The sequence below is a fragment of the Pseudomonas sp. MM227 genome (genome assembly GCF_947090715.1).
In the GTDB taxonomy this organism is placed as follows: domain Bacteria; phylum Pseudomonadota; class Gammaproteobacteria; order Pseudomonadales; family Pseudomonadaceae; genus Aquipseudomonas; species Aquipseudomonas baltica.
This window is the reverse complement of sequence record NZ_OX352319.1, coordinates 3,935,250-3,960,801: the sequence shown is the minus strand read 5'-3', so window position 1 is coordinate 3,960,801 and position 25,552 is coordinate 3,935,250. Positions and strand designations below refer to the sequence as shown.

Annotated in this window: 24 protein-coding genes; 17 read left to right on the top strand and 7 right to left on the bottom strand. The window is 62.0% G+C overall.

Going from position 1 to position 25,552, the window contains the following annotated elements; all coding sequences use genetic code 11:
* A complete protein-coding gene (locus ONG87_RS18015) occupies positions 1-825 on the bottom strand; it encodes an aldo/keto reductase (RefSeq protein WP_264381779.1) in 825 nt (274 codons plus the stop codon).
* A 24-nt stretch (positions 826-849) separates the two neighbouring features.
* Positions 850-2,571, bottom strand: a complete 1,722-nt coding sequence (locus ONG87_RS18010; protein WP_264381778.1) for an FAD-dependent oxidoreductase — start codon at positions 2,569-2,571, stop codon at positions 850-852.
* 143 nt (positions 2,572-2,714) lie between these two features.
* Here ONG87_RS18010 and ONG87_RS18005 point away from each other — a divergent pair, with 143 nt between their 5' ends.
* The 3 genes from ONG87_RS18005 (at position 2,715) to ONG87_RS17995 (ending at position 5,552) form a co-directional block, all read left to right on the top strand.
* Entirely contained in the window at positions 2,715-3,491 is a 777-nt protein-coding gene (locus ONG87_RS18005) for an IclR family transcriptional regulator (protein ID WP_192054791.1), read from the top strand.
* Positions 3,492-3,614: 123 nt separating this feature from the next.
* The gene (locus ONG87_RS18000; protein WP_264381777.1) at positions 3,615-4,667 is read left to right on the top strand and encodes a Gfo/Idh/MocA family protein; all 1,053 of its coding nucleotides are present in this window, start codon (positions 3,615-3,617) and stop codon (positions 4,665-4,667) included.
* Between the two features lie 69 nt (positions 4,668-4,736).
* Entirely contained in the window at positions 4,737-5,552 is an 816-nt protein-coding gene (locus ONG87_RS17995) for a sugar phosphate isomerase/epimerase (RefSeq protein WP_192102673.1), read from the top strand.
* Between the two features lie 70 nt (positions 5,553-5,622).
* Here the strand turns inward: ONG87_RS17995 and ONG87_RS17990 are convergent, their stop codons facing one another.
* Entirely contained in the window at positions 5,623-6,891 is a 1,269-nt protein-coding gene (locus tag ONG87_RS17990; protein ID WP_192058755.1) for an MFS transporter, read from the bottom strand.
* Positions 6,892-7,505: 614 nt separating this feature from the next.
* Between ONG87_RS17990 and quiC the strand changes: the two genes are divergently transcribed.
* Together quiC and ONG87_RS17980 are read left to right on the top strand one after the other, a co-directional pair.
* Positions 7,506-9,416 carry a 3-dehydroshikimate dehydratase QuiC gene (gene quiC, locus ONG87_RS17985; RefSeq protein ID WP_264381776.1) on the top strand — a complete coding sequence of 637 codons (1,911 nt, stop codon included), beginning with the start codon at positions 7,506-7,508 and terminating at the stop codon, positions 9,414-9,416.
* Positions 9,417-9,510: 94 nt separating this feature from the next.
* Complete coding sequence (locus ONG87_RS17980) at positions 9,511-10,182, top strand: TetR/AcrR family transcriptional regulator (protein WP_122475393.1); 672 nt, start codon at positions 9,511-9,513, stop codon at positions 10,180-10,182.
* A 60-nt stretch (positions 10,183-10,242) separates the two neighbouring features.
* Here the strand turns inward: ONG87_RS17980 and ONG87_RS17975 are convergent, their stop codons facing one another.
* The 3 genes from ONG87_RS17975 to ONG87_RS17965 all read right to left on the bottom strand — a co-directional run bounded on the left by ONG87_RS17975 (position 10,243) and on the right by ONG87_RS17965 (position 13,565).
* Positions 10,243-11,094: a shikimate dehydrogenase gene (locus ONG87_RS17975; protein WP_122795408.1), complete on the bottom strand. Its 852-nt coding sequence runs from the start codon at positions 11,092-11,094 to the stop codon at positions 10,243-10,245.
* 96 nt (positions 11,095-11,190) lie between these two features.
* Positions 11,191-12,276: a tRNA (uridine(54)-C5)-methyltransferase TrmA gene (gene trmA / locus ONG87_RS17970; RefSeq protein ID WP_264381775.1), complete on the bottom strand. Its 1,086-nt coding sequence runs from the start codon at positions 12,274-12,276 to the stop codon at positions 11,191-11,193.
* On the bottom strand, positions 12,273-13,565 hold the full coding sequence (locus tag ONG87_RS17965) for an NCS2 family permease (RefSeq protein WP_122475388.1): 1,293 nt from the start codon (positions 13,563-13,565) through the stop codon (positions 12,273-12,275). Before ONG87_RS17965 ends, trmA begins: the two co-directional genes overlap by 4 nt.
* A gap of 236 nt (positions 13,566-13,801) precedes the next feature.
* Between ONG87_RS17965 and ONG87_RS17960 the strand changes: the two genes are divergently transcribed.
* The 12 genes from ONG87_RS17960 (at position 13,802) to ONG87_RS17905 (ending at position 24,026) form a co-directional block, all read left to right on the top strand.
* The gene (locus ONG87_RS17960) at positions 13,802-14,320 is read left to right on the top strand and encodes a (2Fe-2S)-binding protein (RefSeq protein ID WP_122475723.1); all 519 of its coding nucleotides are present in this window, start codon (positions 13,802-13,804) and stop codon (positions 14,318-14,320) included.
* Positions 14,317-15,306, top strand: coding sequence for a xanthine dehydrogenase family protein subunit M (locus ONG87_RS17955; RefSeq protein WP_122475387.1), 990 nt, complete (start codon positions 14,317-14,319; stop codon positions 15,304-15,306). The genes ONG87_RS17960 and ONG87_RS17955 overlap by 4 nt, the downstream gene beginning before the upstream one ends.
* Positions 15,303-17,492, top strand: a complete 2,190-nt coding sequence (locus tag ONG87_RS17950; RefSeq protein ID WP_264381774.1) for a xanthine dehydrogenase family protein molybdopterin-binding subunit — start codon at positions 15,303-15,305, stop codon at positions 17,490-17,492. Before ONG87_RS17955 ends, ONG87_RS17950 begins: the two co-directional genes overlap by 4 nt.
* A gap of 471 nt (positions 17,493-17,963) precedes the next feature.
* Positions 17,964-18,554 (top strand): hypothetical protein, encoded by a 591-nt coding sequence (locus tag ONG87_RS17945; protein ID WP_122475383.1) that lies wholly within the window; start codon positions 17,964-17,966, stop codon positions 18,552-18,554.
* Positions 18,555-18,586: 32 nt separating this feature from the next.
* Positions 18,587-19,090 carry a hypothetical protein gene (locus ONG87_RS17940; RefSeq protein WP_264381773.1) on the top strand — a complete coding sequence of 168 codons (504 nt, stop codon included), beginning with the start codon at positions 18,587-18,589 and terminating at the stop codon, positions 19,088-19,090.
* A gap of 61 nt (positions 19,091-19,151) precedes the next feature.
* A complete protein-coding gene (locus tag ONG87_RS17935; RefSeq protein WP_264381772.1) occupies positions 19,152-19,559 on the top strand; it encodes a hypothetical protein in 408 nt (135 codons plus the stop codon).
* Positions 19,560-19,595: 36 nt separating this feature from the next.
* The gene (locus ONG87_RS17930) at positions 19,596-20,117 is read left to right on the top strand and encodes a transporter (RefSeq protein ID WP_264381771.1); all 522 of its coding nucleotides are present in this window, start codon (positions 19,596-19,598) and stop codon (positions 20,115-20,117) included.
* A gap of 11 nt (positions 20,118-20,128) precedes the next feature.
* Positions 20,129-20,407 (top strand): hypothetical protein, encoded by a 279-nt coding sequence (locus ONG87_RS17925; RefSeq protein WP_264381770.1) that lies wholly within the window; start codon positions 20,129-20,131, stop codon positions 20,405-20,407.
* Between the two features lie 98 nt (positions 20,408-20,505).
* Positions 20,506-21,039, top strand: coding sequence for a C39 family peptidase (locus ONG87_RS17920; RefSeq protein WP_264381769.1), 534 nt, complete (start codon positions 20,506-20,508; stop codon positions 21,037-21,039).
* A gap of 328 nt (positions 21,040-21,367) precedes the next feature.
* The gene (locus ONG87_RS17915; protein WP_264381768.1) at positions 21,368-22,804 is read left to right on the top strand and encodes a cytochrome ubiquinol oxidase subunit I; all 1,437 of its coding nucleotides are present in this window, start codon (positions 21,368-21,370) and stop codon (positions 22,802-22,804) included.
* Between the two features lie 2 nt (positions 22,805-22,806).
* Positions 22,807-23,814 (top strand): cytochrome d ubiquinol oxidase subunit II, encoded by a 1,008-nt coding sequence (cydB, locus tag ONG87_RS17910; protein ID WP_122475377.1) that lies wholly within the window; start codon positions 22,807-22,809, stop codon positions 23,812-23,814.
* Positions 23,815-23,864: 50 nt separating this feature from the next.
* The gene (locus ONG87_RS17905) at positions 23,865-24,026 is read left to right on the top strand and encodes a DUF2474 domain-containing protein (RefSeq protein ID WP_082223659.1); all 162 of its coding nucleotides are present in this window, start codon (positions 23,865-23,867) and stop codon (positions 24,024-24,026) included.
* Between the two features lie 96 nt (positions 24,027-24,122).
* Here ONG87_RS17905 and ONG87_RS17900 read toward each other — a convergent pair whose 3' ends face one another.
* Positions 24,123-25,247, bottom strand: a complete 1,125-nt coding sequence (locus tag ONG87_RS17900) for a class I SAM-dependent methyltransferase (protein WP_192175832.1) — start codon at positions 25,245-25,247, stop codon at positions 24,123-24,125.
* Positions 25,248-25,552: the final 305 nt, after the last annotated feature.

The window sequence follows — 25,552 nt, the reverse complement described above, 5'->3', positions numbered from 1 at the left end:
TCAATCCCACTTCGGCGCAAAATCCGGGCTCACCAACCGCTGATCCTTGGGCAACGCCGCAATGATCCGGCGATCTTCATCGTCCAGCTGCACCTTCAACGCATCCAGGTTGCTTTGCTGGTTGGCCTTGCTGGCCGCCTTCGGGATCGCGGCAACATTGTCCTGATCCAGCAACCACTTCAACGCCACCTGAGTCGGCAGCACGCCGTGCTTGCTGGCGATCTGCTGCAGCTCGGGAATCTGCGACACCTTGTTGCGCACCAACGGGCTGTAGGCGGTCAGCGCCATGTCATGTTTGCGGGCGTAGTCGAGCAGGGCGTTCTGGCCCAGGGTCACATGGTATTCAACCTGGATCGCCGCCAATGGGGCGTTCAACTCCTCCATGACATGGCGCAGCAGCAGCAGGGGAAAGTTCGCCACGCCGATGTTCAGCGCACGGCCGTCCTGCTTGAACGACACCAGGGTGTCGATGGCCGCTTTCACATCCCAGCCCTCCTTGCCAGGCCAGTGGATCAGGAACAGGTCGATGTAGTCGCTTTGCAGGGCGTTCAGGGTGTTCTGGAACGATTCGCGCATGGCGTCGGGCGCCAGCTTGTCCCACCAGACCTTGCTGGTGACATGAATGTCGCCGCGTGGCACGCCGGACTCGGTCAAGGCACGGCCCACCGCGGCCTCGTTGTTGTAGCCAGCAGCCGTGTCGATATGGCGGTAACCCAGGTCCAGGGCTTGAATCACAGCTGTGGTGCATTCGTCGCCGAGCATTGGCCACGTGCCAAGCCCCAGTTTCGGCATCTTCAGGTGCTGCGCGTTGGTGATGAGTTGCATGTCGGTCTCCTGTTCCGCTGGCGGTCATTCGTGATGGGTGGCCCCGGCCATGTGTCGGGCGGCGATATAGCCGAAGGTGGCGGCAGGGCCCAGGTTGATACCCCCGGCCGGGTAATGGCCGCCCATGATGCTGGCCATGTCGCTGCCCGCGGCGTACAGCCCGGCAATCGGCAGGCCTTGCTTGTCGAGCACCTGCGCCTGTGCGTTGGTCTTGAGCCCGGCGAAGGTGCCGAAGCTGCCCGCTTCAACCTTGACCGCATAGAACGGCCCCTGTTCGATCGGTGCCACGCACGGGTTGGGCCGGTGCAGCGCATCGCCCTGCTTGCGGTTGTAGGCGCTGCCGCCGCGGCCGAACTGCGGGTCTCGGCCTAGGTGCGCGTGCTCGTTGAAGTGGTCTACGGTAGATCGCAGCCCGTTCGGGTCGATGCCGCATAGAGCGGCTAGCGCCTCCAGCGTGTCGCCCACCTTGAGATAGCCGCTGTCGATGTGCGGCTTGAGCGGTAGCGGAAACGGCCGTGAGATGCCCAGCCCGTAGCGGCGCTGGAAGGTGTGACTGCAGATCAGCCATGAGGCAACTTCCGCGCCGGGGGCATGGGCTACCATGGCTTTCACGTAGTCATAGTAGCCGTCGGCTTCGTTGACGAAACGCTTGCCGTTGGCCAGCACGGCAATGATGCCCGGCTTCGCGCGCTCGATGATGTGCGGGAAGTGGCCGATGCTGCCGTCGCGGTAGGGCACTCGAGACACCGGGCACCAGGCTGCGGCCGAGGCCAATCCGGTGGCTACCTCGCCACCGGCGGTCTCGCCCAGGCGCAGGCCATCGCCGTTTACGCCCAGCGGCGGCAGAGCCAGGTGTTCGTGGCCGCTGGGCGTTCGCGGGAACAGTGCCCGGCGTCGGTCGATATCATGAGCGAAGCCGCCGGTGGCCAGCATCACGGCCTTGCGCGCCTTGATCACCACTTCGCCTTCGGCAGTCTCGATCACGGCGCCGCAGACGCGTGAGCCTTCCTTCGACAGGCGCCGGACAGGCGCGGACTCCCACAGCAGCACGCCCAGGTCATCGGCCGACTTGGCCAGGCGTGCGACCAGTGCCACCCCGTTGCACAGCTGCATGGCGCGGCCGTGTCGGGCCAGGTCCAGCATATGTCGAGCCACGCGCCGGCTCACGTGCAGCAGCGAGCGCCACGAGCGGGTCAGGGTCAGAAAGGCGGTCAGGTCGGCGCCGGCCATGATCGGCATGCCCAGGAAGGAGGTTTCGCGCATCGTTCTGCGCAGTCGCTTGAGCAACGGCTTGTCCAGTTGGCGTGCGTCATAGGGGGCCGCGATCACCGAACGGCCACCGGTGCCGGCACCCGGTGTATCGCCGTGGATATCGGCGATGGCATTGCCATCGGCGAACTGCAGGCTGGTGTGTTTCTCGAAAAACGCCACCATGTGCGGGGCCGCCTCGAGAAAGGCATCGATGCGTGCCGGATCGAAGTGCTCACCCAACTCATGTTGCAGGTAGGTGCGCGGCAATGCCGGATCTTCGTCAATGCCGGCGCGGCGCGCCAGCGGATTGCGTGGCACCCACATCCAGCCGCCGGACCAGGCGGTTGCGCCGCCAAAGGTGCTGTCCTTTTCGACCACGATCACACGCAGCCCGTGGTAGGCGGCGGTCACTGCGGTGGCCAGGCCAGCAGCGCCGGAGCCGATGACCAGCACGTCGCAATCCACGCTCTTCGTTTCGCTGTCAGGCCCCTGCATTGGATGAATCTCCGAGGTATACACGTCCGATGAATTGTAATTTTATGGAACCTAGTTCCACATTCTATGGATTGCCGCCCGAATCGCCAAGTGTAGAATCAGCGGAATTTTTCATCGCGTTCCAACTTCACGAGAGCCTCACCATGGCCGGCAGTCAGATCGAACGGGCGTTCAGCGTGCTTGAAAGCCTTGCCAACGAACCACGCGGCCAAGCCTTGCAAGCCCTTGCCGAACAGCTGGGAATGCCCAAAAGCGCGGCTCACCGCATGCTCACCGAGTTGGCCCGACTGGGCTATGTACGGCAGAGCGCGGAAACCCTGCGCTATCACTTGTCGACCAAGTTGGTGGCGCTGGGTTTTCAATACCTGTCCGGCAGCGGTGCCGATATCGTCCAGCCGATTCTCGATCGCCTGGCCCAGGCAACCGGTGAGCTGGTCCGGCTGGGCGTGGTCGAGGGCGACCGTCAGACGTGGATCGCCAAATCCCAGGGCGCTCGTTCCGGCCTGCGCTACGACCCGGAAATGGGGCGTGATGCGCCTTTGTTCTATACCGCTTCAGGGCACGCCTGGCTGGCTTCGCTCAGTGATGCCAAGGCACTGGCGTTGGTGGAGCAGCAGGGGATTACCGCTGGTGAAGACTTCGGGCCCAATGCGCCGCGTTCCAATGCCGATCTGCTGGAACGTCTGCGCCTGGCCCGCGAGGCCGGCTATGCCTGGGTCGTCGAGAGTTCGGCATTGGGCACCTCGGCACTGGCGGCGGTGATACGGCATCCGCGGGACGGCCATGTGGTGGGCGTACTGAGTGTGGCCGGGCCCAGCGCGCGACTGTCCGAGACACGCATGCACGAATTGGCCAATGGGCTGTTGGCTGCGGCACAGGAGCTGTCTCAGGTCAGCCTGGCGTCGGAGCTGTTCAGCTGAGCGCTGGAACCAGCGGTGTGGTCTTGGTCCACCGATTCCTCGCCAATCCGTTATCCGCGACTTGAAATATTCCGGAACTCGGTTCTAAATAAGTGGAGAAAATAATAAACAAAGGACTTCATCGTGACCGTCCCCCTGCGAATTGCCCTGATCGGTGCCGGCACTATGGGCCGGCAGCATTACCAGCACCTGCGCGAGATGCACGCAGCCCAACTCTGCGCCATCGCCGACCCCGGCCCTGACGCTGGGGCCTTTGCCGCTGAATGCGCGGTGCCGCATTTCACCGATCATCGGCAGATGCTGGCACAGGTAGCGCCCGCAGCCGTCATCGTGGCCAACCCCAATGCTCAGCATGTGCGCACGGCACTCGATTGCCTGGCAGCCGGTGTGCCCGTGCTGTTGGAAAAACCGGTCGGGATCGATCTGGACGAAGTGGCCGCGCTGGTGGCTGCCAGCGCCGCCAGCGGCGTACCGGTCCTGGTCGGCCATCACCGGCGGCACAACCCGATGATCAGCCGGGCCCGGCACGTCGTGCAAAGCGGCGTGCTCGGCCGTCTGACCACGGTGACGGCGCTGTGGCAGTTGCAGAAGCCCGACAGTTACTTCGACATCGCCTGGCGTCGCGAACCAGGGGCAGGAATGCTGCTGACCAACCTGATTCATGACCTCGATCTGCTGCGCTACCTGTGCGGCGAAGTCCGCCAGGTGCAGGCCTTCGGCAGCAATGGTATTCGCGGCTTCGGCAACGAAGACAGTCTGGCCGTGTTGCTGCAGTTCGAAAACGGCGCGCTCGGCACCTTGACCGGTTCCGACGGTGTGGCTGCGCCCTGGAGCTGGGAGCTCGGCTCGGGCGAGAACCCGGTCTATCCCCGCCAGGCCGATCAGCCGTGCTACCTGCTGGCGGGCACTGCCGGTGCGCTGAGCGTGCCGCAACTCAGGCGCTGGCATTACGCTGAACCGGGTGAGGGTTGGCATGAGCCGTTGCTGCAGGTGCAGGAAACCTTTGATTCCGCAGAGGCGCTGCGCGTGCAGCTGGAGCATTTCGTCGAGGTCGCGCATGGGCGCGCCGAGCCACTGGTGAGCGCAGCGGATGCCGCGCGCACCCTGGCGTTGGTCGACGCCATCGGCGAAGCGATGCGTAGTGGATGCGCCTGTGCGCCACGCGCCTTGGGCTAGCCCGGTGGGTTGGCTGACATCCTCGTGCCCTGGCCACCGTCGTCCCTTTCACGCCCCAAGGAGCCGCCCATGACTCATCGCATCCTGTCCCTGGCCGCATTGACCGTGCTCGAGCTGTCGCCCCCCGAGATGGTCGAAGTCGCTGCCCGCGCCGGCTACAGCCACGTCGGCCTGCGTACCGAGCCGGCTACCGCCGAAGAGCACCATTATCCTTTGCTGCGCGACAAGGCATTGCAACGCCAGACTGCCGCACGGTTGCGTGACACCGGCATCAAGGTGCTGGACATCGAAATCCTGCGGCTCAAGCCGTTTACCCGCGTGGCGGAGTTCGAAGCTCACCTGGCCTTGGGCGCCGAGTTCGGCGCGAGCGAATTGCTGGTGGCGGGTAATGATCCAGACCTGCAAAGAGCCAGCGACAACTTGGCCCAGCTGTGCGACCTGGCGCGGCCCTATGGCATCCATCCGCACCTGGAATTCATGCCTTGGACCGACTGCCCGGACTTGGCCAGCGCGATGGTCATGCTCGACAAGGCCGGTCGCGACAATGCCTGCATCCTGGTCGATGCCTTTCATTTCGACCGCTCCAACTCGCGACTCGAAGACCTGCGCAGCCTGCCAGCGCACCGCTTGCGTTATGCCCAGCTGTGCGACGTGGCGGGCCCGCGTCCCGATGACATGGCGGAGATACTGCGCCAGGCGCGCCAGGAACGACGTTTTCCCGGAGACGGTGATTGCGACCTGGTCGGCCTGCTGCGGGCACTGCCTGACGATGTGCCATTGAGCCTGGAGATACCCACGGCGCGCCTGCTGGAACAGGGTGTGAGCGCTTATGAAAGAGCGCGGACGGCCCTCGAGAAAACCCAGGTGTTATTGGCTGGGATCTAGGGTGGGGTCACCGGCCTCTGTGGGAGCGGGCTCTGCCCGCGAAGAGCTCCACCGCAAATCCGCGCCTGGCTCAACCCCCCTGCGGCACCTTGCGCGGTGCCATCAGGTACAGCCACACCAGGGCAATGAAATACATCGCCGGAATGATCGTGAACAACACCGTGTAGTTGTTGTTGGTCACCGTCAGGATGTAGCCCACCACCTGGGTCATGAACATCCCGCCCACCGCCGCGCACATGCCGCCGAAGCCGAACACCGTGCTCATCATGTGCTTGGGCGTGTAGTCCATCACCACGCTCCAGATGTTGGCCGTCCACGCCTGGTGCGCGGCAATGGCCAGCGAAATCGCCGCCACCGCCACCCACAGGTTGGCCGCGCCAGCGGCGAACACCACGCTGATGATCGCTAGAGCAAACACCAGCATCGACAGCAGCCGCGCTTTGACCGGCTGCATGCCGCGGCCGATCAGGAACGACGACAGCACGCCGCCGCCCACGCTGCCGACATCGGCACTCAGGTAGATGATGATCAGCGGAATGCCCATCTGGGTGACGTTGATGCCCAACTGGTATTGTTGATTGAGGAACGGCGGCAGCCAGTACAGGTAGAACCAGAACACCGGGGCCGTCATCATGAACGCCCCGGCGAAGGCCCAGGTGCCGCGCATGGTCATGATCTTCCAGAACGGCACGCCCGCTTGTTCAGGCGCTTCCTGATCCTGGATGTATTCCAGTTCGCTGGCCTTGACCCGGGGGTGCTGGTCCGGGTCGAAGTACTTCAGGCCCCAGAACACCGCCCAGGCCAGACCCAGCAGGGCGATGGTGAGAAACGCCGCCTGCCAGCCCCAGACGCTGAGGATCAGTGGCAGCATCATCGGCGTCAGCAGGGCGCCCACGTTGGTGCCGGCATTGAAGATGCCGGTAGCCACCGCGCGCTCCCTGGCCGGGAACCACAGCCGGGTGGTCTTCACGCAGGCCGGGTAGTTGGCCGCCTCGGTGAGCCCGAGAATGAACCGGCAGACCATAAAGCCCACCGCCGAAGTGGCCAGGCCATGGGCGCCGGTGGCCAGGCTCCAGAGCAGCACCGCGCAAAAGAACACGCGCTTGACGCCGATCCTGTCGATCAACCGGCCTTGCAGCAGGAAGCCGATCGCGTAGCCCACCTGAAACCAGAAATTGATGTTGGCGTAGTCCATCGCCGTCCAGTTCATTTCCTTGGCCAGGATCGGTTGCATCACGCCCAGCGCGGCGCGGTCGATGTAGTTCAGGGTGGTCGCGAAGAACACCAGAGCGAGCATGCCCCAGCGAGTCTTGCCGACCGCGGCGCCGGCTTTGACCATCTCCCGGAAACCGACTTTGGCATCGGGCGCCTGTTGGGCGCGGGGCAGGGCGGAGCTGTGAGGTTGGGTCATCGTTGAGTGCTTCCGTACAGGCGCGGTGGGCAGGAGCCACCGCCGAACTTCGACTGAGCGCGGCGCAGTCCGATACAGGGGCGTGCACGGTATCAGACGTCGCCGTCAGGGGGGCGCTCGGTGGGGTCAGAGGGGTGCGTCTTGGTAGTCTTCGACGCAACCGGGGGCGGGTACGGACACGGCGCAGAAGCAGATAGGGATGTGCATGAGCGATTACCTGGGTTCTTGAAATTCTTATGGGGTGTTGACCGGCGTTGCTGACGGTCCGCGCTCGGTCGATTGGCAAAATGTGCATCGACCAGCTTCACTGTCGGGAACGATGGTGGGCACACCGACCGAGCGAATCAATCGACCCACGTGGTAATTGGTCGATAATCGCACGCAAAACTAACTGGTTGGTACGTGCTCGGGTAGAGTAGCAAGCTGATACAACCACTTCTTTCATCACGGTTTTGCCTGCTTGCAAGGGCAGGGCAGAACTGCAGAAAAAGGCTCGTTTCGAGGCCTCCCCGTAAGCCCTCGAACAGCCATTGGAGCGTGCCATGCAGCGTTCGATCGCCACTGTGTCCCTGAGCGGTACCCTGCCGGAAAAACTCGAAGCCATTGCCGCCGCCGGTTTCGATGGTGTGGAAATCTTCGAAAACGACCTGCTGTACTACGACGGCAGCCCCCGGGAAGTTCGGCAGATGTGCGCCGACCTGGGCATCGCCATCACCCTGTTCCAGCCGTTCCGTGACTTCGAAGGCGGCAACCGTTCGCGCATGGCGCGCAACTTCGACCGCGCCGAGCACAAGTTCGACTTGATGCAGGAACTGGGTACCGACCTGGTGCTGGTATGCAGCAATACCGCTGCCGACTCCCTGGGCGAACAGCAGATTCTCGTCGACGACCTGCGCCAATTGGCCGAACGCGCCGACAAGCGTGGCCTGCGCATCGGCTACGAAGCCCTGGCCTGGGGCCGCCACGTCAACACCTACCAGCAGGTCTGGGACATCGTTCGCCAGGCCGACCACAAGGCACTAGGCGTGTTGCTCGACAGCTTTCACACGCTGTCGCTCAAGGGCGATCCGCGAGCGATCGCCGACATTCCCGGTGACAAGATCTTCTTCGTGCAGATGGCCGATGCGCCCATTCTGGCCATGGACGTGCTGGAGTGGAGCCGACATTTCCGCTGCTTCCCCGGGCAGGGCGAGTTCGACCTGCCGGGCTTTCTCGCGCCGATCATCAAGACCGGCTACACCGGGCCGTTGTCCCTGGAAATCTTCAACGACGGTTTCCGTGCCGCACCGCCTCGGGCCAACGCGGCCGACGGTTTGCGCTCGCTGCTGTACCTCGAGGAAAAGACCCGCAAGCTGCTGGAACATGAGGCTACGCCGGTGCCCAACCTGGATATTCTCTTCGCGCCCCCGGCTGCGGATGAATACCAGGGCATCGAGTTTCTCGAGTTCGCCGTGGACGAAAGCCTGGGCGCCAAGCTCAGCCACTGGCTGCAGCAACTGGGCTTCGCCAAGGCCGGTCAGCACCGTTCCAAGAGCGTCAGCCTGCTGCGCCAAGGCGATATCAACCTGATCCTCAACGCCGAACCGTACTCCTTCGCCCACAACTTCTTCGAATCCCACGGCCCCTCACTGTGTGCCACGGCGTTGCGGGTCAAGGACAGCGCCAAGGCGCTGGAGCGCGCCGTGGCCTACAAGGCTCAGCCCTTCCGCGGTCTGGTCGGCCCCAACGAGCGCCAGCTGGCCGCCGTGCGGGCCCTGGATGGCAGCCTGATCTACCTGGTGGACGACGCCAGCGACGGGCCGACCATCTACGAGTCCGATTTCAGCCTCAGTGCACCCGCGGCGACACCCGGCATGCTCAAGTCCATCGACCACATGGCCATGGCCATACCGCCGGACACCCTCGACAGCTGGGTGCTGTTCTACAAGACCGTGCTGGACTTCAAGGCCGACGACGAAGTGGTGCTGCCCGACCCCTACGGCCTGGTGAAAAGCCGTGCGGTGCGCAGCCAGTGCAGCTCGATCCGCCTGCCGCTGAACATCTCGGAGAACCGCAACACAGCGATCTCCCATGCGCTGTCGACTTATCGCGGCTCGGGCGTGCATCACATCGCCTTCGATTGCGACGACATATTCGCGGCCGTGAGCAAGGCGAAGGAGGCTGGGGTGGCACTGCTGGACATCCCGCTCAACTATTACGACGATCTGGGCGCGCGGTTCGATTTCGACGACGAATTCCTCAGCGAGCTGGCGTACTACAACGTGCTGTACGACCGTGACGCCAACGGTGGCGAGCTGTTCCACGTGTACACGGAGCCGTTCGAGGAGCGTTTCTTCTTCGAGGTGCTGCAGCGTCGTGGTGGTTATGCCGGCTATGGCGCGGCCAACGTCGCCGTGCGGCTGTCGGCCATGGCCAAGGCGCGCGCCGGTGGCATCCGTCACGCCAAGCTGTGAAGGCCTGCCCGCAGCGCAGGTGTGCTGCGGGCTTTCCATGGGCGCGCGGCGCGCCGCATAATGGCCCCTGACCAACGACGGCCGTGAGCCCAGCATGACTACGATCTCAGAGGCGGACGCGCAATCGACCGACGTTCCTCGCAAGCCCCGCAAGAACAACCCCGAGAAGACCCGCGAGAACATCCTGCAGGCCGCTATCACCGAATTCGTCGAGCAGGGCCTGGCGGGCGCGCGCGTGGATGCCATCGCCGAGCGTACGCACACCTCCAAGCGCATGATCTATTACTATTTCAGCAGCAAGGAGCAGCTGTACCTTGAGGTGCTGGAAAAGCTCTACGGCGATATTCGCGGTACCGAAGCCAAGCTGCATCTGGACGAGCTGACGCCGGTGGAAGGCATCCGGCGGTTGGTGGAGTTCAGCTTCGATCACCATGATCGCAACGAGGATTTCGTGCGTATCGTGTGCAACGAAAACATGCACAAGGGCGAGTACGTCAAGAAGTCCACGAGCATTCGTGAGTTGAACAAGACCGTGCTGCTGGCGTTGGCGGACCTGCTGCGGCGCGGTACCGAGCAGGGCGTGTTTCGTCCGGGCCTGGATGCCATGGACGTGCATTTGCTGATCAGCTCGTTCTGCTTCTACCGAGTGTCCAACAAGCACACCTTCGGCGAGTTGTTCCAGGTCGATTTCAACGAAGCCACGTTGAAGCTGCACCACCGCGAAATGCTCTGCGAATCGCTCCTGCGCTTCATCCAGGCCCCGTAGCCGCATTCCACCTGACACACCACCTTGGCCGCCGACACGGGTCGTGATCGAGGTCCTGGCTTATCCGTTCATTTCGGCGAAATGCGCCATCATGCGTTCGGCATCGGCTTGCCGGCCGCTGAACAGCTCGAAGGCCTTCACTGCCTGGAACACCGCCATGGTGCCACCGTCCAGCGTGCGGCAACCCAAGGCGCGGGCTTCACGCAGCAGTTCGGTCTCAAGCGGAAAATAGACGATTTCGGCCACCCACAACGCCGGGTGCAAGGCCGCCTTGGGCACGGGCATGCCTGGCAGCTTGGCCATGCCCATCGGCGTGGTATTGACCAGGCCGTCGGCCTCGGACAAGGCCGCCAGCAGGTCACTGCCCACCCGCGCCGGCTGCCCCGGGAAATGCTGATTGAGGTTGTCCGCCAACGCCTGCGCCCGTGCCGGCTCGACATCGAAAATGCTCAGTTGCCCCACACCCTCGAGCAGCAACGCATGGGCCACCGCCGCACCGGCGCCACCGGCGCCCATCTGCACCACGCGGTCGCGCTTGGCACCCTGCATGCCGCGGCGAAAACCTTCGGCGAAACCCAGGCAGTCGGTGTTGTGGCCCACCCGTTTGCCATCCTTGAGCACCACGGTATTCACCGCGCCAATCCCGGCCGCTTCCGGCGACAGCTCATCGAGCAGAGGAATGATCGCCTGCTTGGCAGGGAAGGTGATGTTCAAGCCGGTAAAGCTCATGCGCTGAGCGGCAGTGAGCAGCTCTTCGAGGGCGCCGTTGTCGAGCTTCAGCGCATCCAGATCGATCAATCGGTAGACATAACCCAAGCCCTGTGCGGCGCCTTCGCGCTCGTGCATGGCCGGGGTACGGGACTGCTGGATACCGGCGCCGATCAGGCCTGCCAGGACGTTATTGCCGCTCATCGGGTGACTCCATTGTTATTGTTTGTTTAATGGAGATAAATTGTACGAACTAGTTACTTACGTCAAATGGTTTTCGCCGATGGCGCAGGGCGTGCCTCAACGGCGCACCAGCAGGACCCCCGATTCCATGTGGTGGGTATACGGAAACTGGTCGAACAGCGCGCACTTGGCCACTTTGTGGGTGTCATGCAGCTGCTGGATGTTGGCCGCCAGGGTTTCCGGATTGCAGGAGATGTACAGGATGTTGTCGAAGCGCCGGGTCAGCTCGCAGGTGTCCGCATCCATGCCGGCCCGTGGTGGGTCGACGAATACGCTGCCGAAGTCATAGGCCTTGAGATCGATGCCCTGCAAACGGCGGAACGGCCGCACCTCGTTCAGCGCCTCGGTCAGCTCTTCGGCCGACAGACGCACCAGCGTCACGTTATCGACCCCGTTGTCGTCGAGGTTGTGCAGGGCAGCGGCAACCGACGTCTTGCTGATCTCCGTGGCCAGGACCTTGCGTACTCGTGTGGCCAGCGGCAGGGTGAAATTGCCGTTGCCGCAATACAGCTCCAGCAGATCATCGTCACGCGGGCCCAACGCCTCGTACGCCCAGTTGAGCATCTTCTGGTTGACCGTGCCGTTGGGCTGGGTGAACGCGCCCTCGGGCTGGCGATAGCGGAAGGTACGGCCAGCGACTTCGAGCGCCTCGACTGCATAGTCGCGGCCGATGACCACACGCTTGCCCTTGGAGCGCCCGATGAGGCTCACGCCCAGATTGCTCGCTAACTGCTCGGCCGCGCGCTGCCAGTGCTCGTCCAGCGGGCGGTGGTAGCACAGGGTGACCATGGCGTCGCCATCCAGGGTGGTCAGGAACTCCACCTGGAACAGCTTGTTGCTCAGCGCTGCATCGTTCTGCCAGGCAGCTTTGAGGCGCGGCATCAGCTCGTTGATGCGGATGCTGGCAATGGGGAAGCTGTCGATCAGGATCGGCACATGCTTCTCGCCGGGAGCGAACATCGCATAGTGACGCTGGCCAGCCTCGCGCCACAGGCGAAATTCCGCACGCAGCCGGTAGTGCTCGCGCGGCGAATCGAAGACAGCCGGTTCCGGGGCGTCGAATGGCGCCAGCAGCGCGCGCAGGCGCGCCACTTTTTCATCCAGTTGCTGGGTGTAGGAGGAGGGGTCGAGAACAGCACTCATGGATACCAGCCCAGTTTCACAACGAACAGAATGGAAAGAATCACCAGTGCCGAATTCAAGTCGCGGGTACGGCCCGCCAGCAGCTTGATCAAGGTCCAGGCGATGAAGCCGAAGGCGATACCGTTGGCGATCGAATAGGTCAGTGGCATGGCCAAAGCGGTGACCACCACCGGTGCGGCTTCGGTGATGTCGTCCCAGTCGATTTCAGCCAGCCCCGAGGCCATCAATACCGCCACGAAGAACAGCGCCGGTGCCGTGGCATAGGCCGGTACGCTGCCGGCCAGCGGAGCGAAGAACAGTGCCAGCAAAAACAGCACCGCAACCACGATGGCGGTCAGCCCGGTGCGGCCACCGGCACTTACACCTGCGGCCGACTCGATGTAACTGGTCGTGGTGGAGGTGCCCAGCAGCGAGCCGGCCATGGCCGCCGTGCTGTCGGCGATCAACGCGCGGCCCATCTTCGGCATGTGGCCGTCCTTGCCCATCAGGCCGGCGCGCTTGGCGACGCCGATCAGGGTCCCGGAGTTGTCGAACAGGTCCACGAAAAGGAAGGCGAAGATCACGCTCAGCAGGCCGATGTCCAGGGCCCCGGCGATGTCCAGCTGCATGAACGTCGGTGCCAGCGAAGGCGGCATCGACACCAGCCCGTTGAACGGGCTGAAGCCCAGCAGAATAGAGGCCGTGGTCACCACCAGAATGCCGATCAGCACCGCCCCGCGAACCTTGCGCGCCTCCAGGGCGACGATCAGGAAGAAGCCCAGTATCGCCAGCACCGCGCCAGGCTTGGTCAGGTCGCCCATGCCTACCACCGTGGCCGGATTGCCGACCACGATGCCAGCGCCCTGCAGGGCGATCAGCGCCAGGAACAGGCCAATGCCGGCGGCGATGGCCGAGCGCAGCGGCAGGGGAATGCTGTTGACGATCCATTCGCGGATGCGAAAGATCGACAGCAGGAAAAAGCACACGGCCGAGATGAACACCGCACCCAGCGCCACTTGCCAGGTGTGGCCCATGTGCAGGACCACGGTGTAGGTGAAGAAGGCGTTCAGGCCCATGCCGGGCGCCAGGGCGATCGGGTAGTTGGCGATCAGGCCCATGATCGTCGAGCCGATGGCGGCAGCCAGGCAGGTCGCGACGAAGACCGCGCCCTTGTCCATGCCGGTTTCACCCAGGATGCTGGGGTTGACGAACAGGATGTAGGCCATCGCCAGGAAGGTCGTCACCCCGGCGAGTATTTCCGTGCGCACGTTGGTGTTGTGCGCCTTGAGTTGAAACAGCCTTTCCAGCATGCCTGCTCCCTGTGGCGCTTTTTGCGCCGTTGCCGTTGTTATCGAGTGTTGTAGTGTCGACCCTGATAGCAAAGCACATCCGGGCGGTAAAAAAAGCCGCGCATCATACCAGCAGCACCGCATGGAAACACTCATCAGCTCGTCTGAACGAATGGCGACCGCTCAAAGTCGTACCTGCAAACGACGCGACAAGAAAAATGTCGCGCAGCAAGCTGAATTACCGTGAGGTCGACCCGATGAACACGCTTTCTACAAGCGCTGGTGCGCAGCCGTACGCCAGCCACAGCATTTCCCTGCAACTCAATGGCCAATCACGTCAACTCGACGTGCTGCCCTGGACCACGCTGCTGGACCTGTTGCGCGAACAACTCGACCTGGTCGGCAGCAAGAAAGGCTGCGACCACGGCCAGTGCGGTGCCTGCACCGTGCTGCTCAATGGCAAACGCGTCAATGCCTGCCTGACCCTGGCCGTGATGTGCGATGGCGCCGAACTGACCACCATCGAAGGGCTGGCGCAGGGTGACCAACTGCATCCGGTCCAGGCAGCGTTCATCAAGCACGACGCTTTCCAGTGCGGTTACTGCACGCCCGGGCAGATCTGCTCCGCCGTCGGCCTGATCAACGAGGGTCGCGCCGAATCCAGCGCCGACATCAAGGAATTGATGAGCGGCAACCTGTGCCGCTGCGGCGCCTACAGCAACATTCGCGCGGCCATCGAAGAAGTGGTCGAAGTGCAGGGGGGTGAGCGCTCATGAATCCGTTTACCTACGCCAAGCCTGCAGGCGTCGATGAAGCCGTACGCCTGGCCGGCCCGCACTCGCGCTTCATCGCCGGCGGTACCAACCTGCTCGACCTGATGAAAGAAAACGTCCTGCAGCCCGAGCAGCTCATCGACATCACCGGGCTGCCGCTGCGCGAAGTCGAGGAGACCGCCGACGGCGGCGTGCGCATCGGCGCATTGGTGAGCAATGCCGACCTGGCCTGGCATCCGTTGATCGAACAGCGTTACCCATTGCTCAGCCAGGCGATTCTGGCGGGCGCATCGCCGCAGCTGCGCAACATGGCCAGCACCGGTGGCAACCTGCTGCAACGCACGCGTTGCTACTACTTCTATGATTCGAAGATGCCGTGCAACAAGCGCGAGCCTGGCACCGGCTGCCCGGCCAAGGACGGCCTGAATCGCATTCACGCCATTCTTGGCGCCAGCGAGCAATGCGTGGCCACCCACCCGTCGGACATGTGCGTGGCCTTGGCGGCCCTGGCTGCCGTGGTCCATGTGCAAGGCCCGAACGGCGCACGTACCATCGAGTTCGCCGACTTTCATCGCCTGCCTGCCGACGCCCCCGAGCGCGACAACCAATTGGCCGATGACGAGCTGATCACCGCAGTGGAATTGCCTGCCGCCGGCTTCACCGCCCACAGCCAGTACGTGAAGATTCGCGATCGGGCGTCCTATGCGTTCGCACTGGTCTCGGTTGCGGCCGCTCTGGAACTCGACGGCGAGACCATCCGCGACGCCCGCCTGGCGCTGGGCGGGGTGGCTCACAAGCCATGGCGCGACGAGGCGGTGGAACGCCTGCTGATCGGCCAGCCCGCCACTGCCGAAACCTTTGGCAAAGCCGCCGACCTGTTGCTGCAGGACGCTCGCGGCCTGCAACACAACACCTTCAAGATCAAGCTGGCCCGCCGCGCGATAGTCCGTGCCCTGAGCGATGCCGCAAAAGGGGAGATGCAGCCATGAGCACACTCGGCCAACCCATGGACCGCGTCGACGGTCTGCTCAAAGTGACGGGTCAAGCGCGCTACGCCGGCGAGTTCCCGGAAGACGGCCTGCTGTTCGGCAGCGTTGTCTCCAGCACCATCGCCAATGGTCGAGTGGTTTCCATCGACGCTTCCAGGGCGCTGGCGCTGCCCGGTGTGGTGGCCGTGATCGACCACAGCAACCGGCCGAAGCTGGCCAGCTACGACGAAAAATACGAAGACGACGACTCCGCCGATGGCTCGCCGTTTCGCCCGCTGTACAACGACAACGTGCTCTACAGTGGTCAGCCCCTGGCCCTGGTCGTCGCTGATAACCTGGAGCTTGCCCGCCATGCAGGCTCGCTGGTGCAGATCGAGTACGCCCAGGAATCCCACCAGACCGACCTGCGCGCCCAGCTGTCCGCCGCCAAGCCGGCACCCGCCGAGCTACCTGAGCCACGTGGCGATTTCGCCGGGCAATTCGCAGCTGCGCCGATCACCGTCGACGCGACCTACGACACACCGGTCGAGCACCACAACCCGATGGAGCCCCACGCCAGCACCGCGCTCTACCAGGCCGATGGCAGCCTGGTCATCCACGACAAGACCCAGAGCACGCAGAACTGTCAGACCTACCTGTCCAACGTGTTCGGCATGGACAAGGAGCGGATCCGTGTCATGGCCGCCTTTGTCGGCGGTGCCTTCGGTTCTGGCCTGCGTCCGCAGTATCAGCTGCCTTTGGCCGTCATGGCGGCCCTGCACCTCAAGCGTTCGGTGCGCGTGACTCTGACCCGCCAGCAGATGTTCACCTTCGGCTACCGTCCACGCACCGTGCAGCAGTTGCAACTGGCCTGTAGCGCCGACGGCAAGTTGCAGGCGGTCGGTCACACTGCGACCGGGCAGACTTCGCGCTTCGAAGACTTCTCGGAGCACGTCGTGGAATGGAGCGGCATGCTCTACCACTGTGACAACGTCAAGTTGACCTACAACCTGGTGCCGTTGGACGTGTTCACGCCGCTGGACATGCGCGCACCTGGTGCAGCCCTGGGCATGATCGGCCTGGAGTGCGCGATGGACGAGTTGGCCGTGGCGGCCAAAATCGACCCGGTCCAGCTGCGCCTGGTCAACTTCTCCGACACCAACCAGAACGAAGGCAAGCCGTATTCCAGCAAAGAGCTCAAGGCCTGCTATCAGCAGGGTGCCGAACGCTTTGGCTGGAGCCAGCGCAAGGTCGAGCCGCGCAGCATGCGCCGCGCTAACCAACTGGTGGGCATGGGCATGGCCGGTGGGGTCTGGGAAGCCATGCAGATGCCGGCCAGCGCCAAGGCCAGGCTGGACAAGCAAGGCAAGCTGGTGGTGAGCAGTGCAACCACCGACATCGGCACCGGTACCTACACCGTGATGACCCAGATTGCCGCTGCGGCGGCCGGCGTCGCCGCGCAGGACGTAGAGTTCAAGCTGGGCGACTCGTCGCTGCCTACGGCGCCGCTGCAGGGCGGCTCGTTCACCGTGTCTTCGGTGGGTACGGCCGTGCAGCAGGCCTGCGAAGCGCTCAAGGCCAAGCTCATCCATGCCGCCAGCCAGGTGCAGCCGGCGTTTGCCGACGCCGATCCTGCGCAGGTGTTCGTCGAGGGCGGCGAACTGCGTTGCCCTGGCCACCATTTGTCGCTGGCAAACCTGGCCAGCATCGACGGCTCGGACACTTTCCAAGCGCAGGTCGACGCCAAGCCGGACAAGAAGCGCGAAGGCTATGCCACGGCCACCCATTCGGCGGTGTTCGTTGAAGTGGAGGTCGACGAAGACCTGGGCACTATCCGCGTGACCCGTGTGGTCAGCGCCGTGGCCGCTGGGCGCGTGGTCAATCCGAAGATGGCCCGCAGCCAGATTCTCGGTGGCGTGGTCTGGGGCCTGGGCATGGCGCTGCAGGAAGAAACCCAGACCGACCATAACCTGGGCCGATTCATGAACCACAGCCTGGCCGAGTACCACATTCCTGTGAACGCGGACATCAACGACATCGAAGTGATCTTCGTCGACGAGCCCGACGACATCGTCAACGCCCTGGGTTCCAAGGGCGTCGGCGAAATCGGCATCGTCGGGGTTGCCGCTGCAGTGGCCAACGCCATCTACCACGCCACCGGCAAGCGTGTCCGCGAGTTTCCGATCACGCTGGACAAGGTGATGTAACGCATCTGGTGTCTTGGTAGGACAGTGCACTCCTCAAGAGCCGTTTAGGTTTTTTGGGGAGTGTTCTTGCAGGTGCAAGCCAAGTACGCACACCAGAAGAATCTTTCGATCGCGACTGCGTATTCGCGTTGATCAGTGCGGGCTCCGTCGCCCGCCTACCCATAATCATGGGCATCAGCTATCTGAGCAAACCCGCAGGAAGAAGGAATATTTCACTATCTCTCCAGCGGATTTTGCGCGCTAAGTATGTAGCGACGCGGTTTTTTTCAGAATGTTCTTACAGCTTGTTGCGAATAGTCTTTGGTCGGGCTGTTATCTCGCAATGTTTTTTAACTTTCCAGATTATGGCGCGCCTTGACGTCGGTAGGGTTAAGTCGACTACAGTACCGTCGCGCTGCAGTCAGGCGCATCATTGTTAACGCTCAATTTCTGCAAGATTCGCAACGGACATTACTTGCCAGGAGGCAACCGATGAATGTATCGAAAGTCGATTTTACTCGAGTTGTAAATCCGTTGGTTAAAGAGTCAAAGCCAGCATCGGACACAACGGAAAGTTTCAAGCAGATACTGAACCTATCATCGGAAACGCCACCTTCTCGGCACGATAACGTAACGCTTTCTCCAGCTGCCGTGAGTCTGGCTGACAAAGAACGGGAAATCGAGCGAGTGCGGGCGCAGGGGCGGGAATTGAGTGAGTGCGGGGTGAGTCGCGCAGAGTTGGCGATATGCCAAGTGCCGAGTTGGATGATTGGCTTTGCCAATTCCATTGTTGAAGTCGTGGGTTCACAAACTATCGAAACCCGTCTGACCCACAACGTTTCAGACGGTCAGATGCAAGAGTTCCGCGAGCGCCTGCAGGCCGTACAGCAAACGGTGTCGGAGGGTCATGGTTTGTGGGGGGTCGATGATTTGGAACATTACGTGATCATGAATACCACGCCGGGCATTGAAGCTACCCTGCATCGAGAGATGAACGAGGCAATCCGTTCGGACGCCCGACTTGTGGCACTTATCGCTGAAATAGGCTTTTACATGACGGACATTGAATCGCCTGACGTATAAGTCCCGATTTTTTAATAAAGGAGTACAGAAATATGTCCATGCAATGGAAAGCTCTTTCGATAGGCGTAATGTTGGTCGCGGCGTCAGTGGGCAGTTATGCTGCGGTTCCCATGGTTGAAGCACTGCGCGGCGCGGGTATGGAAGTGCGCACACTTGACGATGGACAAATGGCGCTAATAAAAGGTACGGCCCGCATCACTGGATACGCCCGACCCAGTGTCACCCAAGGTATCAAAACTCATCAGGTCACATGGAAAAAGCGCGGTAGTCAGTCTGATTATCGAGCCTATCAATATCAAGGATTCGATTATAGCCCGCATGAATATAAGTGGTATCGAGATGGCGGGACGCTGGAGCTTGTTGCAGGCGATGTCTGGCTGGCCGATTCAACTAGCCGTATGAACGCCTGGAATCGTGCCAATGCCCGCGAAATCGAGCATCACTACCAGGCTCTGGATCGCGAGACCAAGGCGCCGCGCAACTATGGCTTCCGCGCCAGTCAATGGTCACGGCCCATCTCCACATTCCGCTGGTGACCCATAAGCGCAGCCTTGATACGTGCTGCGCCTACTTTTTTCGATAACCGCAAGGACGCCAATGTCTATCCCGTCTTCACTCACGCACTTTGCCGCGAGTGTCAGCATTCTGTTATCTACCGCTCCTGTTGCAATGGCTGATACTGTCCACCTGAAGAATGGCGACAGCCTCTCAGGCAGGTTGATCAGCTATGAGGGCGACGTCTGCGTTTTCAGCGCTTCCTACGGCACGGGGTTGAATATTCCGGGTCCGGACATTGCGTCATTGCAAACCGACCATGATTATGAAGTGCGATTCAAGAATGGCGAACTAGCCTCGGGGCGCTTGATGAGTAATGGCGCAACGTTGACCTTGCTCACATCCACGACCTTCGGTGAGGTCGAGGTCAGGATGACCGAAATACAAGCACTGACTCGCAGCTTCGTCGAAGAGCGGAATCCCGAAGCCGAGGATGTTCCCGCCGAATAAGGCGAACGTACCGAACAACCGCCGCTGGATTTCCTGGTGGGCTCTACGGTATTGCTCGGGCCGGGTGAGTATGAGTTCGATATGGGGCTTGTTTACAAGCAAAGCCGCCGGCAACACAATCTGTTTGACGTTGGCTATTTCCAGAAATCCTCCTACAGTGCACGCGTCATCCAGTTCGAACCTACGCTTCGCACAGGGCTTTTCGACCGGTTGGAAGGGCATCTTGCAGTGCCCTTCACTTATACGAGCGTCGAAGATGTCTCTTCCAATGAGTATGTAAGTACCACCGGCGCGTGGGACCTCGCGGACATAGGCTTTGGAGTCCAGTATCAGTGGCTGGACGAAACCTCCGCACATCCAGCTCTCTCGTTCACGTTCGACATCGGCGCCCCCACCGGCCGAAAACGCTACAACGACGCAGCCAACAGATGGAAGGACCCGTTGAACAACGGCTCGGGACACTGGAACGTAGCGCCAGGCATTGCGTGGGTGCGCAGCACAGACCCTGCCATTTTGTTTGGCGGTCTCAGCTATCAGCACTTTTTAAGAGCACCATAGACGGCTATGCCGTGAAGCCGGGCTGGGCGTTGCGGAGTTACTTGGGTGCAGGTTTTGCACTGAATGAGAAGCTGTCCATAGGGGCGAGATTCTCATATAGCTACAGCGCCAACTTGAAGGCAGATAGACAAATCATCAAAGGTACTGATATCGATCCGGCGGACCTTGCCTTCAACCTGTCCTACCGGCTTCATGACGATTGGGTGGTCTCTCCTCAAATCATGCTTGGGCTAAATGACGATGCAGGGCCGGCTTCCATGTCATTGAACCTCAAGCGCCAGTTCAATTGATGCGTCATCTAGCGGTTGGCCTGGCGTTCATGTTTGGGTTGACCATCATGGCGAGCGCTTCGCCATTCCAGGCTCCCAGATCCTTTGTCGCATTGCGCATGGCTAACATCGATCGCCAAACGCTGGATTACTCCTGTGGTGCTGCGTCATTGACCATTCTGCTCAACTTGTATTTCGGCGAGACCCTGAGTGAGCAGGACGTACTCGCCGACATGGTTGCCAGGCTTACCAATGAGCAGGCTATGGAGCGAACCACTCAAGGATTTTCCTTGCTTGACCTCAAAACCACCGCCCAGCGTTTAGGCTATCTGGCCGAAGGTGTGATGTTGCCTCGTCAGGCATTGGCCTTGCTGAAAGGTCCGGTGATCATCCTGCTCAGGCAAAAAACGCTGAATCATTTTGTCGTGCTCAAAGGTATAAGCAATGGTAGTGCTTTGGTGGCAGATCCCGCACGGGGACATATCCGTATGCCCCTGTTTGAACTGTTCGAACAATGGCAGGGTGAAACGCTTGCACTGGGCCGAGACCATTTCGGACTGCCATCGGAGCATGGGTTAAGGCTGCCATCGCGTCGCTTGATTGCATCCGAGCGGGAAACTGTTCGGACAATGCAACGAACCCCAGTGCAATGATGCCGTACGGCTACCTTGCGCCTAGGTATCAGATCCACCAAAGCCGTACAGATAGCCTTTCCAAACCCCATACCAGAGGAAAGTAAACCGGGTGCGACATCTGGTCGTGCGGCACTAAACCACACAGGCCAAGGCTGCAAACAAGGCTACTCTTTGAAGGTGTCTTCATCCATGTCAACGCCTCGTCTGGCGCGGCATGGCGGCCAAACGGCCACAATCCCTGCGACGTGGACTCCACTAGAACGAAGTCATCAGACCGCGCTCCCCTCGCAGGGGCCGCTGGCATGGGCCGCCCGCCTGCGCCGGTTCACCTGATAGAGGAAGCCCCATGTTCGGTTTAGAGGCAATCGATCTCGCCCGAATGCAGTTTGCGTTTACGGTCTCGTTCCACATTCTGTTTCCCGCCATCACCATCGGTCTGGCCAGCTACCTGGCTGTGCTCGAAGGCATGTGGCTGAAAACCCGTGACGACACCTACCGCGATCTGTATCACTTCTGGTCGAAGATATTCGCAGTCAACTTCGGCATGGGCGTCGTGTCCGGTCTGGTGATGGCCTACCAATTCGGCACCAACTGGAGCCGCTTCTCCGACTTCGCCGGTGCCGTCACCGGGCCGTTGCTGACCTACGAAGTGCTCACTGCGTTCTTCCTGGAAGCGGGCTTCCTGGGTGTCATGCTGTTCGGCTGGAACCGCGTGGGCCGTGGCCTGCACTTCTTCTCGACGATAATGGTGGCAATCGGCACGCTGATTTCCACGTTCTGGATTCTTGCGTCCAACAGCTGGATGCAGACCCCCCAGGGCCATGCGATCATCGACGGCCGGGTGATTCCGGTCGACTGGTTCGCGGTCATCTTCAACCCCTCGTTCCCGTATCGCCTGGTGCACATGTCCATTGCCGCGTTCGTGGCCACGGCGTTCTTCGTCGGCGCCTCGGCGGCCTGGCACCTGCTGCGCGGTCGCAACACCCCGGCCATACGCCGGATGTTCTCCATGGCCATGTGGATGGCACTGATCGTGGCGCCGGTGCAGGCCTTCGTGGGTGACATGCACGGCTTGAACACGCTCGAGCACCAGCCGGCCAAGATCGCCGCGATCGAAGGCCACTGGGAAAACAAGGGTGACGAGGCAACGCCGCTGATCCTGTTCGGCTGGCCCGACATGGAAGCGGAAAAGACCCGTTTCGCCGTCGAGATTCCGTACCTGGGCAGCCTGATCCTGACCCACAGCCTGGACAAGCAGGTACCCGCGCTCAAGACGTTTGCCAAGGAAGACCGTCCCAACTCGACCATCATCTTCTGGTCGTTCCGCGTAATGGCCGGACTGGGCATGCTGATGATCTTCGTCGGTCTGTGGAGCGTGTGGCTGCGCAAGAAAGATGCGCTGTTCACCTGCCGCCCGTTCCTCTACCTCACCCTGTGGATGGGGCCATCGGGCCTGATCGCGATACTGGCGGGCTGGTTCACCACCGAGATCGGCCGTCAGCCGTGGGTGGTCTACGGCCTGATGCGCACTGCCGACGCATCCTCCAACCACAGCATCGGCCAGATGACCTTCACCCTGGTGATGTTCGTCGTGGTGTATTTCGCGCTGTTCGGCGTGGGCCTGGGCTACATGATGCGCCTGGTGCGCAAGGGGCCGAAGGCGCACGAAGACAAGATCAACACCGGTGGCCCTGGTACCCAGCGCACGCCTGCACGTCCTCTTTCGGCTGCCCATGAAGGCACCGAAGAAGGCCACACCGACACCTTGAGCAAGGGGCACTAAGCATGGGTATCGACCTTCCGTTCATCTGGGCCGTGATCATCATCTTCGGCATCATGATGTACGTGATCATGGACGGCTTCGATCTGGGCATCGGCATCCTGTTCCCCTTCATGCAGGACGAAGGTGACCGCGATGTCATGATGAATACCGTGGCGCCGGTCTGGGACGGCAACGAAACCTGGCTGGTCCTGGGCGGTGCGGCGTTGTTCGGCGCCTTCCCGCTGGCCTACTCGGTGGTGTTGTCGGCGCTGTACCTGCCGCTGATCCTGATGCTGATGGGCCTGATCTTTCGTGGCGTGGCGTTCGAGTTCCGCTTCAAGGCCACTGCGGCCAAGCGCCATGTCTGGGACAAGGCGTTCATTGGCGGCTCGCTGGCGGCCACGTTCTTCCAGGGAGTGGCACTGGGTGCGTACATCGACGGCATTGCCGTGGTCGACCGCAACTATGCCGGTGGTGGCTTCGACTGGTTGACGCCGTTCAGCCTGTTCTGCGGGTTGGCACTGATCGTTGCCTACGCGTTGCTCGGTTGCACCTGGTTGATCATGAAAACCGAAGGCAGCCTGCAGCAGGCCATGCACAAGCTGGCGCCGCCGCTGACCTACGGGCTGCTGATCGTGACCGGTATCGTCAGCATCTGGACGCCGCTGGCCCATGACGACATCGCCACGCGCTGGTTCAGCACGCCGAACCTGTTCTACTTCCTGCCCGTGCCCATTCTGGTGCTGGCCACGGTCGTCGGCCTGCTGCGCTCGGTGAAACGCAACGCGCACTACACGCCGTTCCTGCTGACCCTGCTGCTGGTGTTCCTGGGCTACAGCGGGCTGGGCATCAGCCTGTGGCCGAACATCATCCCGCCGTCGATCTCGATCTGGGACGCGTCGTCGCCGCCGCAGAGCCAGGGGTTCATCTTGGTGGGCACGCTGTTCATCATTCCGATCATCCTGGTGTACACCTTCTGGAGCTACTACGTGTTCCGCGGCAAGGTTACCCACGAAGACGGCTACCACTAGTCCAACCGCCGCTGCCCAGGCCAAGGCCTGGGTCGGGCAGGAGTAGAAGCATGAGCGAGAAACCGATCGTTACGCACAGCGAAGAGAAAAAGCCCTTGTGGAAACGCCTGGGCTGGCTGGTGGTGATCTACGCCGGCAGCGTCGTCGCGCTGGGCTTGTTTGCCATGTTGATCCGCCTGTTCATGACGGCGGCGGGGATGAAATCCCATTGAATCCCATCAGTGCTGCCCTGGCAGTGCTCATTTTACAGCCCTCCTTGCGGAGGGCTTTTTTTTGCCTGAGGGCAACTGCGTGGCTGGCCAGTGCGTCTACTTGCGTGCGCGCAGCACCACGAACTTGGGCGTGGACGCCACCTGTTCTACGGCCCGGAACAGCCGCGCCAGTTTGCTGTGATAGCCCAGGTGGCGATTGCCGACGATGTACAGGTCGCCGCCGGCAACCAGGGCCTCGCGGGCTTGCTGGAACATACGCCACGCCAGGAAATCGCCCACCACTTGCTGCTGGTGGAACGGCGGGTTGCACAACACCACGTCCAGCGACTGCGGTGCCTGGCCCGCAAGTCCGTCACCGGCACGGACCTCGACCTCGCGGGCACCCAGGGCTGCTTGCCAGTTCTCCCGCGCCGATTGCACGGCCATGAACGATTCATCGACCAGCGTGTAGTGCGCCTCCGGGTTGGCCAGGGCGCTGGCGATGGCCAGCACGCCGTTGCCGCAGCCCAGGTCGGCCACCCGCGCCGAGCCCAGGTTGCGCGGCAGGTGGGGGAGGAATGCGCGAGTGCCGATGTCCAGGCCCTCGCGGCAGAACACGTTGGCGTGGTTGAGCAGCGTCAGCGCAGGTTCGTCCAGCGCATAGCGGGTAGGGTAGGGCGATGCTTGTGCAGGTTTGTCTTCATGGGTGGCGATCAACAGCCTGGCCTTCTTGACGGCCAATGACGGTCGCATCGTGCCGATGTATTTTTCCAGCAGCTCGCCGGCGGCGTGAGGCAGGTGCTTGACCATGCCGGCGGCCACTACCTCGGCGCCAGGCTTCAGGTGGCCGTGCAGGCGGATGAGTTGTTCTTCGAGCAGCGCGAGGGTCTTGGGCACGCGCACCAGCACACGGTCGAACGGACCTTGCACATCGGTGCTGGCCGGGATGAGCTCGACGCTGTCGAATGGCAGGCCGTTGCGCGTGAGGTTCTTTTCCAGCCCTAGCGCGCCCAGAAACGAATCGCCGCTGCTGACCACCTGCACGACGCTCTGCAGACTGATGGCCAGAGCGCCGAAGCTGTCGTTGAGAATCAGCACGCGGGCCTGGGCCGGCAGCGCGTGCTCGGCCATGTAGGCCAGCAAATACTCGTCCGCCGCATCGAACGCCTGCAACGGTTCGTTGGGTTGATCGGGCTGGCGGATCAGATCGAGTTCAGCGAAAGGCGAGGTCAGTACAGGCATGGCGAAGGGCACGAAAGCGGCAATAAAGCCGCGATTCTACCCGATCGCACGCGGAGCCTGTAGAAGCGGTCATCGGCCACGAAAGCCGCGCCGCAGCCACACCCTGCGCAAACGGGTCCTACCCGCGATGGGTTCACCGCAGCCTCACCCTGTGGGAGCGGGTTCTACCCTGCAACTGCACCCTGTGGAAGCGGGTTCCACCCTGCAGCTGCACCCTGTGGGAGCGGGTTCTACCCGCGAAGGGCTCACCGCCCAACATCAGACTCACTGCGGTACGACCTTTGCGAGCAGATGGCTCACCGGTC

Coding starts and splice junctions, on each gene's coding strand:
- ONG87_RS17960 (WP_122475723.1), top strand. CDS start 13,802: ATGAACACGCTTTCTACAAGCGCTGGTGCGCAGCCGTACGCCAGCCAC.
- trmA (WP_264381775.1), bottom strand. CDS start 12,276: ATGAGTGCTGTTCTCGACCCCTCCTCCTACACCCAGCAACTGGATGAA.
- ONG87_RS17965 (WP_122475388.1), bottom strand. CDS start 13,565: ATGCTGGAAAGGCTGTTTCAACTCAAGGCGCACAACACCAACGTGCGC.
- ONG87_RS18005 (WP_192054791.1), top strand. CDS start 2,715: ATGGCCGGCAGTCAGATCGAACGGGCGTTCAGCGTGCTTGAAAGCCTT.
- ONG87_RS17940 (WP_264381773.1), top strand. CDS start 18,587: ATGTCCATGCAATGGAAAGCTCTTTCGATAGGCGTAATGTTGGTCGCG.
- ONG87_RS17905 (WP_082223659.1), top strand. CDS start 23,865: ATGAGCGAGAAACCGATCGTTACGCACAGCGAAGAGAAAAAGCCCTTG.
- ONG87_RS17990 (WP_192058755.1), bottom strand. CDS start 6,891: ATGGTCAAAGCCGGCGCCGCGGTCGGCAAGACTCGCTGGGGCATGCTC.
- ONG87_RS17945 (WP_122475383.1), top strand. CDS start 17,964: ATGAATGTATCGAAAGTCGATTTTACTCGAGTTGTAAATCCGTTGGTT.
- ONG87_RS17915 (WP_264381768.1), top strand. CDS start 21,368: ATGTTCGGTTTAGAGGCAATCGATCTCGCCCGAATGCAGTTTGCGTTT.
- ONG87_RS17935 (WP_264381772.1), top strand. CDS start 19,152: ATGTCTATCCCGTCTTCACTCACGCACTTTGCCGCGAGTGTCAGCATT.
- quiC (WP_264381776.1), top strand. CDS start 7,506: ATGCAGCGTTCGATCGCCACTGTGTCCCTGAGCGGTACCCTGCCGGAA.
- cydB (WP_122475377.1), top strand. CDS start 22,807: ATGGGTATCGACCTTCCGTTCATCTGGGCCGTGATCATCATCTTCGGC.
- ONG87_RS18015 (WP_264381779.1), bottom strand. CDS start 825: ATGCAACTCATCACCAACGCGCAGCACCTGAAGATGCCGAAACTGGGG.
- ONG87_RS17995 (WP_192102673.1), top strand. CDS start 4,737: ATGACTCATCGCATCCTGTCCCTGGCCGCATTGACCGTGCTCGAGCTG.
- ONG87_RS17975 (WP_122795408.1), bottom strand. CDS start 11,094: ATGAGCGGCAATAACGTCCTGGCAGGCCTGATCGGCGCCGGTATCCAG.
- ONG87_RS17920 (WP_264381769.1), top strand. CDS start 20,506: ATGGCTAACATCGATCGCCAAACGCTGGATTACTCCTGTGGTGCTGCG.
- ONG87_RS17955 (WP_122475387.1), top strand. CDS start 14,317: ATGAATCCGTTTACCTACGCCAAGCCTGCAGGCGTCGATGAAGCCGTA.
- ONG87_RS17980 (WP_122475393.1), top strand. CDS start 9,511: ATGACTACGATCTCAGAGGCGGACGCGCAATCGACCGACGTTCCTCGC.
- ONG87_RS18010 (WP_264381778.1), bottom strand. CDS start 2,571: ATGCAGGGGCCTGACAGCGAAACGAAGAGCGTGGATTGCGACGTGCTG.
- ONG87_RS17900 (WP_192175832.1), bottom strand. CDS start 25,247: ATGCCTGTACTGACCTCGCCTTTCGCTGAACTCGATCTGATCCGCCAG.
- ONG87_RS17950 (WP_264381774.1), top strand. CDS start 15,303: ATGAGCACACTCGGCCAACCCATGGACCGCGTCGACGGTCTGCTCAAA.